The 15804-nt window shown below is 29.8% G+C and carries 21 protein-coding genes; 15 read left to right on the plus strand and 6 right to left on the minus strand.

Features of this window, described 5'->3' with window-relative positions; translation table 11 throughout:
• Nucleotides 1–75: 75 nt before the first annotated feature.
• The gene (locus ACIJYH_RS02090; RefSeq protein WP_435163625.1) at nucleotides 76–459 is read left to right on the plus strand and encodes a rhodanese-like domain-containing protein; all 384 of its coding nucleotides are present in this window, start codon (nucleotides 76–78) and stop codon (nucleotides 457–459) included.
• Here the strand turns inward: ACIJYH_RS02090 and ACIJYH_RS02095 are convergent.
• Together ACIJYH_RS02095 and ACIJYH_RS02100 are read right to left on the minus strand one after the other, a co-directional pair.
• A complete protein-coding gene (locus ACIJYH_RS02095; protein WP_435163627.1) occupies nucleotides 456–1043 on the minus strand; it encodes a 2-hydroxychromene-2-carboxylate isomerase in 588 nt (195 codons plus the stop codon). The genes ACIJYH_RS02090 and ACIJYH_RS02095 overlap by 4 nt on opposite strands.
• On the minus strand, nucleotides 1036–1509 hold the full coding sequence (locus ACIJYH_RS02100; RefSeq protein WP_435163629.1) for an ABA4-like family protein: 474 nt from the start codon (nucleotides 1507–1509) through the stop codon (nucleotides 1036–1038). The genes ACIJYH_RS02095 and ACIJYH_RS02100 overlap by 8 nt, the downstream gene beginning before the upstream one ends.
• 26 nt (nucleotides 1510–1535) lie before the next feature.
• Here ACIJYH_RS02100 and ACIJYH_RS02105 point away from each other — a divergent pair, with 26 nt between their 5' ends.
• Nucleotides 1536–1964, plus strand: coding sequence for a regulatory protein RecX (locus tag ACIJYH_RS02105; protein ID WP_435163631.1), 429 nt, complete (start codon nucleotides 1536–1538; stop codon nucleotides 1962–1964).
• 122 nt (nucleotides 1965–2086) lie between these two features.
• On the opposite strand, the gene ACIJYH_RS02110 is transcribed toward ACIJYH_RS02105, so the two are convergent.
• Genes ACIJYH_RS02110 through ACIJYH_RS02120 form a run of 3 tightly spaced genes read right to left on the minus strand, consistent with a single transcriptional unit; the run spans nucleotide 2087 to nucleotide 3172 of the window.
• Nucleotides 2087–2236 carry a hypothetical protein gene (locus tag ACIJYH_RS02110; RefSeq protein ID WP_435087419.1) on the minus strand — a complete coding sequence of 50 codons (150 nt, stop codon included), beginning with the start codon at nucleotides 2234–2236 and terminating at the stop codon, nucleotides 2087–2089.
• Nucleotides 2236–2997, minus strand: coding sequence for a 3'(2'),5'-bisphosphate nucleotidase CysQ family protein (locus ACIJYH_RS02115; RefSeq protein ID WP_435163632.1), 762 nt, complete (start codon nucleotides 2995–2997; stop codon nucleotides 2236–2238). The genes ACIJYH_RS02110 and ACIJYH_RS02115 overlap by 1 nt, the downstream gene beginning before the upstream one ends.
• Before the next feature lie 7 nt (nucleotides 2998–3004).
• Complete coding sequence (locus ACIJYH_RS02120) at nucleotides 3005–3172, minus strand: DUF3553 domain-containing protein (protein ID WP_435163633.1); 168 nt, start codon at nucleotides 3170–3172, stop codon at nucleotides 3005–3007.
• Nucleotides 3173–3213: 41 nt separating this feature from the next.
• Between ACIJYH_RS02120 and mnmA the strand changes: the two genes are divergently transcribed.
• The 13 genes from mnmA to ACIJYH_RS02185 all read left to right on the plus strand — a co-directional run bounded on the left by mnmA (nucleotide 3214) and on the right by ACIJYH_RS02185 (nucleotide 14710).
• A complete protein-coding gene (gene mnmA / locus ACIJYH_RS02125) occupies nucleotides 3214–4332 on the plus strand; it encodes a tRNA 2-thiouridine(34) synthase MnmA (RefSeq protein WP_435163634.1) in 1119 nt (372 codons plus the stop codon).
• A 164-nt stretch (nucleotides 4333–4496) separates the two neighbouring features.
• The gene (locus ACIJYH_RS02130) at nucleotides 4497–5672 is read left to right on the plus strand and encodes a trans-sulfuration enzyme family protein (protein WP_435163635.1); all 1176 of its coding nucleotides are present in this window, start codon (nucleotides 4497–4499) and stop codon (nucleotides 5670–5672) included.
• Between the two features lie 7 nt (nucleotides 5673–5679).
• Nucleotides 5680–6900 (plus strand): MFS transporter, encoded by a 1221-nt coding sequence (locus ACIJYH_RS02135; RefSeq protein WP_435163636.1) that lies wholly within the window; start codon nucleotides 5680–5682, stop codon nucleotides 6898–6900.
• A 4-nt stretch (nucleotides 6901–6904) separates the two neighbouring features.
• Nucleotides 6905–8068: a chorismate-binding protein gene (locus ACIJYH_RS02140; RefSeq protein ID WP_435163638.1), complete on the plus strand. Its 1164-nt coding sequence runs from the start codon at nucleotides 6905–6907 to the stop codon at nucleotides 8066–8068.
• A complete protein-coding gene (locus ACIJYH_RS02145; protein WP_435163640.1) occupies nucleotides 8065–8622 on the plus strand; it encodes an aminodeoxychorismate/anthranilate synthase component II in 558 nt (185 codons plus the stop codon). The genes ACIJYH_RS02140 and ACIJYH_RS02145 overlap by 4 nt, the downstream gene beginning before the upstream one ends.
• Entirely contained in the window at nucleotides 8585–9355 is a 771-nt protein-coding gene (locus tag ACIJYH_RS02150) for an aminotransferase class IV (RefSeq protein WP_435163642.1), read from the plus strand. Before ACIJYH_RS02145 ends, ACIJYH_RS02150 begins: the two co-directional genes overlap by 38 nt.
• Nucleotides 9356–9358: 3 nt before the next feature.
• Entirely contained in the window at nucleotides 9359–9757 is a 399-nt protein-coding gene (locus ACIJYH_RS02155) for an HIT family protein (RefSeq protein ID WP_435087400.1), read from the plus strand.
• Nucleotides 9758–9868: 111 nt separating this feature from the next.
• Entirely contained in the window at nucleotides 9869–10663 is a 795-nt protein-coding gene (locus tag ACIJYH_RS02160) for an adenylyl-sulfate reductase (RefSeq protein WP_435087398.1), read from the plus strand.
• Nucleotides 10664–10696: 33 nt separating this feature from the next.
• Nucleotides 10697–11167, plus strand: a complete 471-nt coding sequence (gene aprB / locus ACIJYH_RS02165) for an adenylyl-sulfate reductase subunit beta (protein WP_435087396.1) — start codon at nucleotides 10697–10699, stop codon at nucleotides 11165–11167.
• A complete protein-coding gene (gene aprA, locus ACIJYH_RS02170) occupies nucleotides 11167–13026 on the plus strand; it encodes an adenylyl-sulfate reductase subunit alpha (RefSeq protein ID WP_435163644.1) in 1860 nt (619 codons plus the stop codon). Before aprB ends, aprA begins: the two co-directional genes overlap by 1 nt.
• Nucleotides 13027–13046: 20 nt before the next feature.
• Nucleotides 13047–13397 (plus strand): hypothetical protein, encoded by a 351-nt coding sequence (locus tag ACIJYH_RS02175; RefSeq protein ID WP_435087393.1) that lies wholly within the window; start codon nucleotides 13047–13049, stop codon nucleotides 13395–13397.
• Between the two features lie 69 nt (nucleotides 13398–13466).
• Nucleotides 13467–13601, plus strand: coding sequence for a hypothetical protein (locus ACIJYH_RS02180; protein ID WP_435163646.1), 135 nt, complete (start codon nucleotides 13467–13469; stop codon nucleotides 13599–13601).
• Nucleotides 13602–13630: 29 nt separating this feature from the next.
• Entirely contained in the window at nucleotides 13631–14710 is a 1080-nt protein-coding gene (locus ACIJYH_RS02185) for a sulfite exporter TauE/SafE family protein (protein WP_435163648.1), read from the plus strand.
• A gap of 5 nt (nucleotides 14711–14715) precedes the next feature.
• On the opposite strand, the gene ACIJYH_RS02190 is transcribed toward ACIJYH_RS02185, so the two are convergent.
• Nucleotides 14716–15798, minus strand: coding sequence for a YeiH family protein (locus ACIJYH_RS02190; protein ID WP_435163650.1), 1083 nt, complete (start codon nucleotides 15796–15798; stop codon nucleotides 14716–14718).
• Nucleotides 15799–15804 lie beyond the last annotated feature (6 nt).

The following is a 15804-nucleotide window of genomic DNA, read 5'->3' on the forward strand; positions in this document are numbered from 1 at the left end:
CTAATTTAAAAATTCACGAAAATTAATTATTATTTTTTTTTGTAAAATAATGATAAATTATTATAATAAATCATTATGAGAATAAAAACAGCACAAACTTTAGTTGAAGAAGCATTAAAAGAAATTAAAACAATTAATACCGATGAAGCTTTTAAAATTGTTGAAGATAACAATTGTAATTTAATTGATATCAGAGATGTCCGAGAGTTGGAAAAGGAAGGAAGAGTTGAAAATTCACACCATGTTCCAAGAGGAATGTTAGAGTTTTGGCTAGATCCAAATAGTCCTTATTTTCAACAAGGTAAATTAGATCGTAATAAAGAAATGATTTTATTTTGTGCAGGTGGAATGAGATCTGCTTTAGCTGCTAAATCATTAAAAGATATGGGATTTGAAAAAGTTTCTCATATTGATGGTGGGTTTGGTGCGATTAAACAAAGCAAGTTTAAGATAGTTTAATTATCGCTTAATTCCTCAAGAGCATATTCCAAACGATCCTGTCCCCAAAAAATTTTATTTTTTACTATAAAAGTTGGAGCACCAAAAACTTCTTTTTCAAAAGCATCACTGGTTAATTCTTTTAAATTATCTTTAATTGATTGATGTTTGATTTCCTTAAAAAAAATTTCTGTATCAATATTTAAAAAATTTAGCAATTTGCACAATTCATTTTCTAAAGATAAATCCAAATTATCTTTCCAATAGGCATCAAAAAAAGTATCCAAGTAATCTTTTTTTTGATCTTCATCCACTTGTAAATATCCGCGCATAATTGATAATGAATTTATTGGGAATTTTAAATTCCATTTAAAAGAAATGTCATTTTTTTTTGAAATTAATTCACAATCACTTTGCATATTTTTCATTTTATACTTGTTAAATGCTGGAGCGCTTATACCTGCTAGATGGTGAAGACCGCCTAACAAAATTGGCTTATAGTTAAATGTAATTTTTTTGTTTTCTTTGATTTTTTTTATTTTTTTATGGGCAATGTAAGAATAGGGGCTGATTATATCAAAATAAAAATCTATATGATCACTCATATAAGTTCATTCTTTTTGCATAAAACATTCTAATGATCCAATATATGAATAAACCAATCGGTCCTACTAAATAAGTCACTATTAGAGGAAACGCTATTAAGATTTTATTGATATAAAATTTTTGAGAGTCTTTAACAATCCACCCACCCACAAATAAATTGATTGCAATGAAGTGTGTCCAAAAGAGCATTAAATATAGATGATCTTCAAATAATCTAGAGAGCTCATCTAAACCTAAGTATAATGTAAAATTACCAATAAAATCATAACCAATTAGATAGGATTTATATAAAACAAAAATATAGACACCACTTAAGACAAATATTGGAAATATCGATGCAACAAAAATTCTACCAAGATGAGACTGAGGAAAAAAAATTAGTATAAACCAAAATGGTAATACACCAATGTTGATCCACATATAAAGTGTCTCAATAGAAAAATAAGTATAAATTTGTTCGATCATTTAAATATATTATATAAAATCTATCCATGATTCCTATAAGAAATAGAAAAAAAACACTGCAAGTAACTGTAGAAGAGATGAGAAATTTTGCATTTGCTTATGTTGAAAAGTATGCCCCTTCAAAACAGCAGTTAAAGACTTATTTGTTGAAGAAATATATGAAACTTTCTTCCTCCGACGTGAGAAAAAAAGATGTTAATAAATTAATAGATATTGTTTTGTCTGATTTAGAAAAAACTAAATTTATTAATGACCAATTTTATTCTGAAAGCAAAGCAAAAAGTATGATCCAAAGAGGAAGCTCTATTAATAAAATTAGAAACTACTTAATAGGCAAAGGAATTCATGATGAGTTTATTAAAGACACTGTCAATAAAATTAAAGAAGATAACTCTGATCAAGATTTTTTTTCAGCTATAAAAATTTGTAAAAAAAAAAAGAATAGGGCCGGCTAGAGCTGAAGATAATAGAACTTTGTTTTACAAAAAAGATATTTCTTTATTAGCTAGAAATGGTTTTGATTTTGAGACTTCCAGAAAAGTAATGGATATAGAAAAAGATGAATACCTAAAAATAATTAATCTACTTTAGTTTTTGTATCTTTTTCTTCTTCAACTAAATTATTAATTTTTTGTCTTACATAGTTTTTAACAAATACAAAAACTAATAAACCAAAAATAGATACAGAAACTATTATAATTAATATAATTCTTAACTGTTCATCCATTATAATATATTTTTACTTTTTAATATTAGACTTGGGTTTTTAAGATCCTTTTTTCCATAAAGAATTTCTTTACCATCAAAATCTGTAACTGTTCCACCAGAGTGTTCTAATATTGCATGACCTGCAGCTATATCCCATTCATAAGCTCTTGGTTCAGCAACATAACCATCATATTCGCCAGCTGCAACCACACAAAATTTTAGTGAACTTTTCATTTTCACATTTTCAACTACACCAATATCTTGATATATTTTTTGAATTTCAGGTTTAATTTTGTTTGAGTAAGAAATAAATTTAATTGGTCTAGTAACAGTATCCTTTTCACTTAGCTTTGTGGTTTTCCCATCACTTAATTCATAAGCATCACCTTCACCATAAGAATAAAACATTCTTTTTTTTGCAGGCGCATAAATTAATCCTGCTACAGGCTTGTTATTGATAATTAAACCAGCATTTATTGTGAACTCTTCAAGGTTATTTATGTAATCATATGTTCCATCTATAGGGTCAACTAACCAAAAATTTTTTAATTGAGTATTATCTTTGTTATCAGAAGTTTCCTCGGATATAATTGGAATATCAGGTGTTATTTCTGAGATTTTTTTTGTGATGTATTTGTTAACTTCTAAATCCCCATTACTGACTGGAGTATTATCAGATTTGATTTCTTTCTTTAGACCTTTTTTTCTAAGTTCAATTGAAAGTTCTCCTGCTAATAAGAAAGTTTCTATTAAGTTTTCTATGATTATTTTGATATCCATTAAAAGTTTATTTAATTAGTTTTAATTCTATATTTTTAGCATTGATTACTTTTTTTCCAACATTCTCAAAATTTACTGTCACTTTATCATTTATAATAGATTGAACTTGACCAATACCCCAATCTTTATTGTTTGGATTAGTGACTTTGTCACCTGGTTCATAATCTAAAATCATTTAATTTAACTTATATTGTAAATAAGTATAAATACCACCTTATGAATAACGAATTAAATTCTATTGGAATTAATAAAAAACCTGAGGATACAACAGTAGTTGTTGCTATGTCTGGTGGAGTAGATTCTTCAACTGTAGCCGGTATTATGAAAAATGAAGGTTATAAAGTTATAGGCATTACACTTAAACTTTATGATGATGGCAAAGAAGTTGCAGCATCTAAACAATGTTGTTCAGGTCAAGATATAATGGATGCAAAACGTGTTGCACATAAATTAGGCATAGAACATAAAATTTTATATTACCAAGATAAATTCAAACAAGGTGTAATAGATAATTTTGTTGATAGTTATCTAAATGGAGAAACTCCAATACCATGTGTTCAATGTAATCAAACTGTAAAGTTTAAAGATTTATTTGAAGTTTCAAAAGATCTCAATGCAGATGCACTAGTAACTGGCCATTATGTAAAAAATGTTACATCAAATAACACCAACAACATGTATAGAGCAATTGATGAAAATAGAGATCAAAGTTATTTTCTATTTAATACAACCAGAGAACAATTGGATTATCTAAGATTTCCTCTAGGTGGAATGCTAAAAGATAAAACAAGAGAGATTGCAAAAGAATTAGATTTAAATGTTGCTGATAAACCTGATAGCCAAGATATTTGTTTTGTACCCAACGGAGATTATGCATCAGTAATTAGAAAATTTAGACCAGACTCCTTTCAAAAAGGAAATATTAAGAATTTAGAAGGAAAAGTAATTGGTGTCCATGATGGTATTATTAATTTTACAATTGGACAAAGAAAAGGAATTAAAGTTTCTGATGTAGAGCCTCTTTATGTTTTAAAGATAAATTCAGATAATAACGAGATTATAGTTGGTCCAAAAGAAAATCTTGGAAAAAAAGACATATCTCTTAAAGATCTTAATTTATTAACTGATAAAAAGGATCTGGATAAAAATATATTTGTAAAAGTAAGATCTACAGGAAATCTTCTTGAAGCAAAAGTAGATCTAAAAGATGATAATACTGCCCATGTTAATTTGACTAATCCTGAAGATGGTATTTCACCGGGGCAAGCATGCGTATTCTATAGCAAAGACCAATATGGCCATAGGGTTCTCGGGGGTGGTTGGATTAAAGAATAGAGGAATTATTTCTTCTTGTTTTTTCTCTTTGCTCTTCTCTTTTTAGAGCCTTGTTTTCTTCGGCCTCTATGTTTCTTTGGGTAACTCATTTAATCCTATTTATTAATTTTATTGACGTTTTTTACGGGATATAGCATTGTCTTATAAACATATCAAATTTTATTATGAGTAATTCTTTCAAAACATTTTTAAAACACACTGCAAAAGACTTTCATAATCAGTCAGTTAATCCGCCGATTGTTCGGGCTTCAACGATTATTTTCAAATCAATGCAGGATATTAGAAAAACTCAAGATAAAGCAAAAAAAAACCCTACAGGTGGACATTTTGATTATGGAAGACAAGGGACATCAACAACTCATATATTGCAACAAATTTTATCAAAGCTAGAAGAAAGCTATTTTACTTTTTTAACTCCCACAGGTTTTGGAGCAGTTTTTCTTGCAATTTTTAGTGTTACTAGACCAGGTGACGAAATAATTGTAGCTGATCCAGTTTACAGTCCAACACGTTTACTTTCACAAGATTTTCTAAAAGAATTTAATATTAAAACTACATTTTATGATCCTCATGATCTTAAGACATTAGAAAAAGCTATTACAAATAAAACAAAATTAATTTTTGTAGAAAATCCAGGAAGCAACACATTTGATTTTCAAGATCTTGGTAAAATTATTTCTATAGCAAAAAAACATAAAATTTTAACTGCAATTGATAATACATGGGGAACTCCATATTTTTTAAAACCTATTAAACTTGGTTTTGATATGTCCATTGTATCTGCAACAAAATATTATTCAGGTCATTCTGATGTGATGGGGGGAAGCTTAGCTGTCAATAAAAAAGTTTTTGCTAAAGTTAAAGCTGCAGAAAAAGTTACTGGTTTAAGATTAGGACCTGACGATGCTTATTTGATAACAAGAGGGTTAAGAACTTTAGATGTTAGATTAGATAGACATAGAGAGAATGCCAAAAAAGTTGCAGAATTTTTATCTAAATTTAAAAATATTAAGTTGCTATATCCATATAAAAAAGATTCTTACAATTTTAGAATGTGGAAGAAATATTATTCTGGAGCATCAGGTTTGATGGGATTAAGAGTTAAAGCTAAAAGCGAAAAATCAGTGGTTAAATTTGTGAATAATTTAAAACTATTTGGCCACGGTTATAGTTGGGGTGGGTTTGAAAGTTTAGCTTTACATCAAAATATAAGAGAACAAGGAAATAGAAGTTACTTAAAATTAGAAAAAAATGAGCATCTTGTTAGATTGCATATCGGACTTGAAGATCCTAATGATCTTATAGCTGATATCAAACAAGCCCTTAAACATTTAAAATAGATTTTAAATGTCATCTGAAAGATTCATAAAAAATAAAACAGTTTTAATTACTTTGTTGTCGGCCTGTTCAATTGTAATTATTTCTCTTGGGATAAGACAAACTTTTGGAATGTTTTATTTTGATTTCTCAACTGATTTAGGAATAACTCTGTCTCAATTTGGGTTTGCTCTTGGACTTCAAATGTTACTTTGGGGAGTATTTGGACCTTGGTTTGGAATAATCACCGATAAGTATGGTGGACATATAGCTGTATTAATTGGTTTTGTATTTTATTTATTTGGTATTTTGATGCTTTATTCTCAATTTAATACAGGGCTATACTTTGTGACAGCAATTGGAGTTTTTATAGGAATTGCTCTTGGTGGCACAGCAATCAGTATTCCTGTCTCAGTTGTTGCTAAACATTTTCCTCAATCTAATAGAACTTTAGCTATGGGAATTGTTACAGCTTCAGGCTCATTTGGTTTTTTTGTTTCTCCAATTTTTACTAGATATTCTTTGGTTGAATTTGGATGGGAAAATACTTTGTTATTTTTCGCAGTGTTTGTGTTTATTGGATCAATTTTAGCGTTCCTTTTAACTACACCTAAAGATGTGGTAGGTGGAAAAATTGATGACAAGCAAACTGCAACTGAAGCACTTAAAGAGGCTTTTGATAATAAAAGTTTTATTTATCTAATTTTAGGTTTTTTTGTATGTGGCTGGCACATCACATTAGTTGCAACACATATACCTATATATATAAACGATCGAGGTTTGCCTGAATGGTGCACTGTTACGATTTTATCAATGATTGGATTGTTTAATATTTTTGGAACATTAACATCTGGTTATCTTGCTCAAAAATTTAGTAAAAAATTGATATTAAGTGTAATTTATCTAACTAGAGGTTTAGTGATTGCTATATTTATTTTTTCACCACCGAGCACATTCATGGCTATTTTTTTTGGAATTACATTCGGTTTTTTATGGCTTTCAACGGTTCCCCCTACGATGGGATTAGTTAGCTTTATATTTGGAACAAAATATATAGGTTTATTGTATGGAATAGTATTTTTAAGTCATCAAATAGGTTCTTTTTTTGGAGCTTACTTGGGGGGAGTATTTCATGATTATTATGGTTCTTACGACTATGCTTGGTACATTTCTATCGCATTATCAATTTTTGCAGGTTTGATACATTTACCAATTATTGAAAAGCAGGTTAAAAGATTACAAACTACTTAATAAATTGACAAAAAATTATTTACTTAACGAAATCAATAGTTCCAATAAATCTTTTATTTTATATAAAAGTAAAAAAGGTTTTGATCTCTATTCAGATTTTTCAAAAAAGATAATTCTCAACAATAAAAACATTAATAAATTTTTAAACAAAAAGTTAAAAATTAGAAAAAGATTAAAAGATACAGATTTGTTTATTGGATTTTTTGGCTATGAAATCTTAAACAACCTTATAGGTGTTAAGCTTCCTAAACAAAAATCTATTAATTTTCCCAAAGGAATTTTTTACAAACCAGAGACCAAAGTAAGTCTCAAAGACAATTTATTTTATAAATCTAATAGTGACAAGAAAGTAGATAAAAACTTTAAGATCAACATTAATCAAAACACATACACCAAAATTTTTAATAGATTTAAGAAAAAAATAAGATCTGGTGACACTTATCAGATTAAAATATGCACAAAATACAAGAATAAATCAAAAATTGATCCTTTAGATTTTTTTTGCAGACTTGCTAAATCTAATTTAGCACCTGAGGCATTTATGATTAAAGATAAGAATTTCTCAATTATAAGCTGCTCGCCTGAAAATTTGATTACTAAAAATGGCTTATCTATTTCAACCAAACCAATTGCTGGAACTTTGAGAAAAACAAAAAAAATTAATAAAACAAAAGCTTTAAATTTCTTTAGAAACAATATTAAGGAAACCAAAGAGCACAACATGATTGTTGATATGGAAAGAAATGATCTTTCAAGAATATGTGTTCCTGGGAGTGTAAGATTAAAAAATGAAAAATCCGTTGAAGAATATAAAGACCTTTATCATTATGTAAGTTTAATTTCTGGTAAGCTCAAAAAGAATGTAAAAAACATAGATATCATAAAGGCTATGATGCCAGGCGGTTCAGTTATTGGTTGTCCAAAAATAAATACTCTCAATCTTTTAAATAATCAGGAAAAAGAAAACAGAAATATATACACAGGGAGCTTTGGTTTTATTAAATTTAATGGTGATATGAGATTCAATATTATTATTAGATCTATTTTAAATTATAAAAATATTTCTGAGATCTCTGTTGCCTCAGGTGTTGTAATTGACAGTAATGCAAAACATGAATTTAATGAAAATTTTATTAAGGCAAAAGCACTAATAGATTTATACAAATGATATATGTAATTGATCATAAAGACTCGTTTACACACAATGTGGTTCATCAATTTTCATTATTTGACGATGTTGAGTGTGATGATTTTAGCAAAATTGATAAATTTAAATTAAACCAAGCATCTACAATTGTTTTTTCTCCAGGACCTGGTTCACCAAAAGATTATCCTACATCTTCAAAAATTTATAAAAAATTTAAAGGAAAGAAGAGAATAATAGGAATTTGTCTTGGATTTCAGCAAATATTATTTAGTGAAGGGGCCAGTATAATTGAGCAAAGTAAAATTTACCACGGCTTCCAATCAGAAGTATTAGTGAATAAATCAAGCAAACTATTTAATACTGGACAGAAATTTAAGGTCGGTCGATATCATTCTTTAAAATTGAAAGAACCTTTCAAGGCAGAAAATTTTGACATAACGATGAGATGTGTTATCTCAGGAGCCGCAATGTCATTTGAAAATAACATTGATAAAATTTATGGATTTCAATTTCACCCAGAATCTTTTTTAACTTTAAATGGTAAACTACTTATTAAAAAAATCTTATCAGCTTAAAGATCTTAAGGAAATTAAATTTAAAGATCTTTGGGGCGATCATGGTGTATTTACTACCATGTGGATTTTTGGTTCTCCTCCAAGAATTCTTTTTTTTAAAGATCATATTAATAATTTAATTAAGTCTACCAAAGCTTATTCTATTATAAAGACATCTATAAAATCTGATATTTTAAGATTAATTGAAGAAAATTTAGACAATAAAATTAAATACAACCATCTGTTAAGAGTTGCTCTCAATAAAAAAACTTTATCGATTTCTTTGCGTAAGAGAATTAAGCCTAAGTTAAATTTTAATTTAAAATTAGTTAATTTAAAGCGACAAAAACCAGAATTTAAAAATTTGAAATATAAAGAAATTTTAAAATATTTATCAAAACTTGATAATTCTAAATCAGATATTGGATTGTGTTCTAACAAAAAAATTCTTGAAACAGGAACATCGAATATACTTTTTGTAAAAGATAAAAAAATTTTTTCACCAATAAATAAATTTTATAAGGGAATTACTTATAAATTTTTTAAGTCAAAAATTAAAAAAATTATAAAAAAAGATATTTTAATAAATTCCTTAAATGAATTTGATGAAATTATTTTAATTGGCTCAGGAAAAGGAATTGCTTCAGTCAGAACAATTAATCAAATTAATTGGAAAAGAAAAGAATTCAAAATTTATAACCAACTATTAAAACATTACAATTCAGCTATAAATAATTGTCCAAAATATAAATAAATTATGAGAGATCCTAATAATCCTTGTTTGTTTTGTAATTCTAAGGCTAGTGGTATAGCGCATGAAAATAATTTAGCATATGCAAGTTATGATACTTATCCTGTTTCAAATCATCATTGTCTAATAATTCCAAAAAGACATTTAATTGATTACTTTGAGCTAACCAATGAAGAGTTAATTGCATGTAATGATCTAATTAAAAAAATTAAAGAAGAAATTTTAAGTAAAGATAAAACTGTAAAAGCTTTTAACGTGGGAACCAACGCTGGTAAAATTGCAGGCCAATCAATTATGCATTGCCACATTCATTTAATTCCAAGAAGGGAAAATGATGTTGAGAATCCCCAGGGTGGCGTAAGGTCAGTGATCCAAAAAAATCAACACTACAAGCGTAAAATTTAAATTATAGGTTGTTATTAAAGACAAATTGCACAATAGTTAGGGTTGATCTGGGCAAATATCTAGATTAGAAAACTCATTAATTAATTCATAAAAATTTAACACAAGGGTAAAATGTTAGAGACTAATCCATTTTCAATACTAGCAGAGACGGTATCTCCATTTGCTATGCAATCCTTCATTATTGCAATGATTGCATTAATTGCACTAGGTACAATCATTCAAATGATACATCATAAAAATTTGACGTATTTTTTAAATAATGCAAAAAAAGCCAAGCTTCAGGCAACTAGAGAAATAGGAGCTGGTGAAAAAGCATCTATAATTGCAAAAACAACTGTTGTTGATATTGGTACTACTGCTGAACTTGGATTTGGAAAAAGAAGATTATCCCACGTGCTTGGTATGTATGGCACAATTATTTTTTGGGTGTCATCAGCAGTGTTAGTATTTTGTTATACAGGTGCTGATAAATCATCATCATCTATGTGGTCAATGTTATGGCATGTTGGTGCTATTTTGACATGTGTTGGTGGATATTGGTTTTGGTTTTTCTTAAGAGTTGATGTTTCGGCCGAAGCTCATCCTTGGTATAGAATAATTAAAGCAGATTTATTTGTATTAGCATTATTAGCATGTTCGACTTTTGGACTGGCTTGGTCATATACTCAATCTAATGGTCAGACAGAACTCTCTTTCTTATTTTTAGCTTTATTTGTTGTTTCAAATTTAGTTTTATTTGGAGGAGTTTACTGGTCAAAATTTGCACACATGTTTTACAAACCTGGTGCTGCAATACAAAAAAATCTAGCTGAAGCTGATGGGTCTAGAGATAATTTACCACCACCAGCAGATGCGCCTGAACAGTTTGGTTTAGGTATTAAAAGAGAACAACCTAAACATTATTAATTATGAAAATTTTAAATAAGGAGAGAAAATAATATGTCAACATTTGTATACATGACTAGATGTGATGGCTGCGGTCATTGCGTAGATATTTGCCCATCAGATATAATGCACATTGATGAAAATATTAGACGTGCAAAAAACATTGAGCCTAATTTTTGTTGGGAATGTTATTCTTGTGTAAAAGCTTGTCCTAATCATGCTATTGATGTTAGAGGATATGCTGATTTTGCTCCAATGGGTCACAGTGTTAGAGTAAGAAGAGAAGAAGAAAAAGGAACCATTTCTTGGAAAATTAAATTTAGAAATGGAACTACAAAAGATTTTGTTTCACCAATTACAACTAAACCATGGGGAAAATTTATTCCAAAACTTGCAGATGGTGATAAACCAAACCAAGGTGAAATTAATTCTCAAAGATTATATACAGAACCGCAAGGTCTTAATATTGATGGTGAACTACCAGTTGTTCCAAAAGATTCATTTAAAAAAGGAGTTTACTACTAATGGCTAAACATAAAACACATTACGAAGATTGCGATGTTCTAGTTGTTGGTGGCGGTATGGCTGGAACTGGTGCTACTTTTGAAGCTAGACACTGGGGAAGAGACATGAAGATTATTTGTGTTGAAAAAGCTAATATCGATAGAAGTGGTGCTGTTGCTCAAGGTCTTTATGCAATTAACTGTTATATGGGAATGCAGTGGGGTGAAAACCAACCAGAAGACCATGTAAGATATGCAAGAAATGACCTAATGGGAATGGTTAGAGAAGATTTAGGTTATGATATGGCTCGTCACGTAGATTCAACAGTTCACATGTTTGATGAATGGGGTCTTCCAATGATGAAAAATGAGGAAACTGGTAGATACCTTAGAGAAGGTAAGTGGCAGATAATGATTTATGGTGAAAGTTACAAGCCTATCGTTGCAGAAGCTGCAAAAAAGTCAGCTGATAAAATTTACAACAGAATTATGATTACTCATTTATTGATGGATGAGTCTCAAGAAAACAGAGTAGGTGGTGCTGTTGGATTTAATATGAGAACTGGTGATTTCCATGTGTTTAGAGCAAAAGCTGTAATAGTTGCAGCTGGTGGTGCTTCTCATATATTTAAACCAAGAGCTGTTGGTGAAGGAATGGGAAGAACTTGGTATGCTCCTTGGAGTAATGGTTCAGCTTATGCCTTGCCTATTGCTGCTGGAGCAAAAATGACACAAATGGAAAACAGAATTGTGTTATGTAGATTTAAAGATGGGTATGGACCAGTTGGTGCATATTTCTTACATTTAAAAACTTATACTCAAAATGCTAATGGTGAAAACTATGAGAAGAAATGGTATGACCAAACTAAAGAGCTTGTTGGTGAATATATTGATCATCATCCTACTCCAACTTGTTTGAGAAACCATGCATTTATTCAAGAAACTATGGCTGGAGGTGGACCAATTCACATGGTTACAACTGAGGCATTCCAAGACCCTCATTTAGAAACTGTTGGTTGGGAAAACTTTTTAGGTATGACAGTTGGTCAAGCAGTTGTTTGGGCATCTCAAAATATTGATCCAAAATACACAAATCCAGAATTAACAACATCTGAGCCATACGTAATGGGTTCTCATGCTACATGTTCAGGAGCTTGGGTTAGTGGTCCAGAAGATTTATCTCCACCAGAATATTTCTGGGGATATAACAGAATGCTTACAATTGATGGATTGTTTGGTGCAGGTGACACAGTAGGTGGAAGTGCTCATAAATTTTCATCAGGTTCTTTTACTGAAGGTAGATTAGCTGCTAAAGCTGCAGTTAAATACATTGAAGACAAAAAAGCTGAAGGTTTAAAGGTTTCTGATAATCAATGTGAGGATTTTAAAACTAAAGTCTATAAACCACTTGAAACGTATACAGTTGCTCAAAATGAAATTACTGGAGGAACAGTATCTCCAAGTTACATTTCACCAATTCAAGGTTTACAACGTCTACAAAGAATTATGGACGAATATGTAGGTGGAATTGCGACTAATTATATGACAAATGCTAACATGCTTAAAAGAGGTTTGGAGCTTTTAGCTTGGTTAGAGGAAGATCTTGAAAATGTTGGAGCTGAAGATTACCACCAACTGATGAGAGCCTGGGAGTTAAAACATAGAGCTCTTACTTCTCAGTGTGTAACAGAACATACAATGTTTAGAGAAGAAACTAGATGGCCAGGATACTATTACAGAGGTGATCATATGAAACTTGATGATGATAATTGGCATTGTTTGACTGTTTCTAGAAGAGATCCTAAAACTGGTAAGTTTAGTATGGAAAAAGTTCCCGTCTACCATATAGTGGACGAGAATGAGAAGAAAAAAGCTTCTTAACAAGACTTTAAGTTAACAACATGGATATATTGTCAAAGACAGACGATGAGGTTTATGAGATAGCTAAACCCATCTGGGATAATTTGGTTAAATCATCAAATCTTAAAGATTATGGTGGTTTTACTAAAGATTTTTCAACTCAAATGTTGTTTGGAGCCAATGAGGTAGAACTTGGCAAGCAGTGGGCCAACAATAAAATAATAACCAATTTAAAAGAAACATTTGAACCATTTGGTTGTCTTAGAAGAGGTGTTCATGTGACTGTCTTAATTAAACAGACGAACAAAGAAATCTCAGGAGAATTTCTTGGAAGACTAGTTTTAGGTGAGGAGGATGGTGCAATCAAAGTCTTTGGTGCTACCATCTATTAAATAATTAAAATTATAAAGAATTAAAATAATTGTTTGACAAATATTCCTGCGGGTGTATTGACGCAGTTAATGCAACTTTCAAACATAAAAATCATAAATAAAATTACAAATCTAAAATCTGTTTTAATAAAAACTGGTATATTTATGAGCCTAGCTGCTTATTGGGGTGTTATTTTAGTTGGAACTTTTATCACATTTAACTAAGTTGTTTTTAAACAACTGTTAATTTTTTTATGGAAGTATTTTTACCAATAGCTCAAGTATTTGTTAATCCAATTGAAATACTTATGTTAAGTGCAATCGTTGGAGTTCTCTCAGGGTTGTTTGGTGTTGGTGGCGGATTTTTAATGACACCATTTTTAATTTTCTTAGGTGTTCCCCCAGCATACGCCGTTGCCAATGAAGCTAACAATATACTTGCAACGTCTGTTTCTGGTTCAACAACCCATTATTTAAAAAATACTTTAGATTACAAAATGGGTTTAATGATTGTTGTGGGTGGTACTATTGGAACTTCTTTAGGAATTTATACATTTTCATATTTTAAAGGAATTGGTAAAATTGATACTGTAATTTCTTTAGCTTACATGTACATACTAGCAATCATTGGTACATTAATGCTTGTTGAAAGTTTGGGTGAGATCGACAAAGCAAAAAAAAATCTTTTAATTAAAAAAAAATTACACGTTCATTATTGGATACATGGTCTTCCATTAAGAATGAGATTTCCAAAATCTAAATTATATGAAAGTGCTTTTACACCGATTATAATCGGTTTAATGGTAGGCTTTATTGCAGCTATTATGGGTATTGGGGGCGCTTTCATTTTGGTTCCTGCAATGATTTACATTATTAAAATGCCAACAAAATTAGTTCCAGGTACTTCGCTATTTGTAACAATTTTTGTAAGTGTCATAGTTACATTTTTACATTCATTCAATTATGGATCTATAGATCTGTTGTTAGTTGTGATGTTGGTCGTCGGGTCAATTGTAGGTGTTCAAATCGGACAAAAACTAGGTGAGAAAATTGATAGCTCAGGTTTAAGAGCTTTACTAGCGATTTTATTATTAGTGGTTGGTATTGCTATTGCTTATGACTCATTTTTTGCTGAACACGTAGAAAGTAAAATTAACATGGTGTCAGATGCTGATTTAAATTTCTTTTCATTATTCATTCAACAATTTTCTAAAGAAATGCCTTTCTTTTATGGATTGTTTTCGATTATGTTTGCAATTTTTCTGGGTGTTAGCGCAGCTTTTATAAGACGATTTTTTTCAAATTTGAGAAAAAAATTACTTTTAAAATCTTAAATTGACTAAATAAATTTAGTTAAAGTTTCAATATATATAAGACTTATAAATCCGACTGTTACTGCTGCTATTAAACCTACAACAAACGGTTTGTAGCCCATTGACTTTAATTCACCTAAATTAATTGAGATACCTACAGCAGCCATAGCCATTGTTAAAAATACTGTAGCTAAAGTTTTTAAATATCCAATTAAATTTATCCAAAGATCGTAACTGTTGTTGTTAGGTGTAAAGAGTTGGTCGCCAATATTTCTTAAGATAATCATTCCTATGAAACCAATTACAAAATAAGGAAAAATACTCAAAATAGAGTAATTTTGGCCTTTTAATTCACCTCGATTATACAAAAATGCAAACAAAGGTATTAGAATTACTAAAAAAGTATTTCTTATTAGCTTTGTTACAGTTGCAACATTTAATGTTTCAGGACTATTAAATTGCTGATCATAAATTAACCCAGCTGCCGCAACTTGAGAAGTTTCATGAATTGATGTTCCTAAAAACAAACCGATTTTTAAAGCATCATTATCAAAATACCATTCTGCAAAATAAGGATAAATAATCATTGCTATTACACCAAACAATGTAATGTTTGCTATTGCGTAAGCTACTTCTGATTTTTTTGCATTAATAACTGGTGCTGTTGCAACAATGGCAGTTGCCCCACAAACACTTGTGCCAATAGCTATCAAATAAGACATTTTTGATGAAATAGGTACTTTCTTAATCAATAATTTTACTAGTATTAACACACCCACAATGCAACAAATGATTAAAGGAATAGCGATTGATCCAAATTTAATAAGTTCTTCAAAACTTAATCTTATACCTAAAAAAATAATTCCTAATTTTAAAATATATTGTTGAGTAAAATCTAATCCAATCATCATACCTGGTCTTGGAGTAAATGCATTACCCATTAAGATACCAAGTAATATTGCAATGAGAACTGTTGAAATCGGGCTTTTAGGAGTTCCAAAAATTTCTATAGCTAAGACGTTATTTATTCCCTGCGAAAATAAACAAAATACTAAAGCTAAAATAACACCTGGTATGATTGACTTTAAGTATTGGAAATTAATAGGCACAAAAGA

The sequence above is a fragment of the Candidatus Pelagibacter bacterium nBUS_25 genome (genome assembly GCF_051200975.1).
Lineage (GTDB): Bacteria > Pseudomonadota > Alphaproteobacteria > Pelagibacterales > Pelagibacteraceae > Pelagibacter.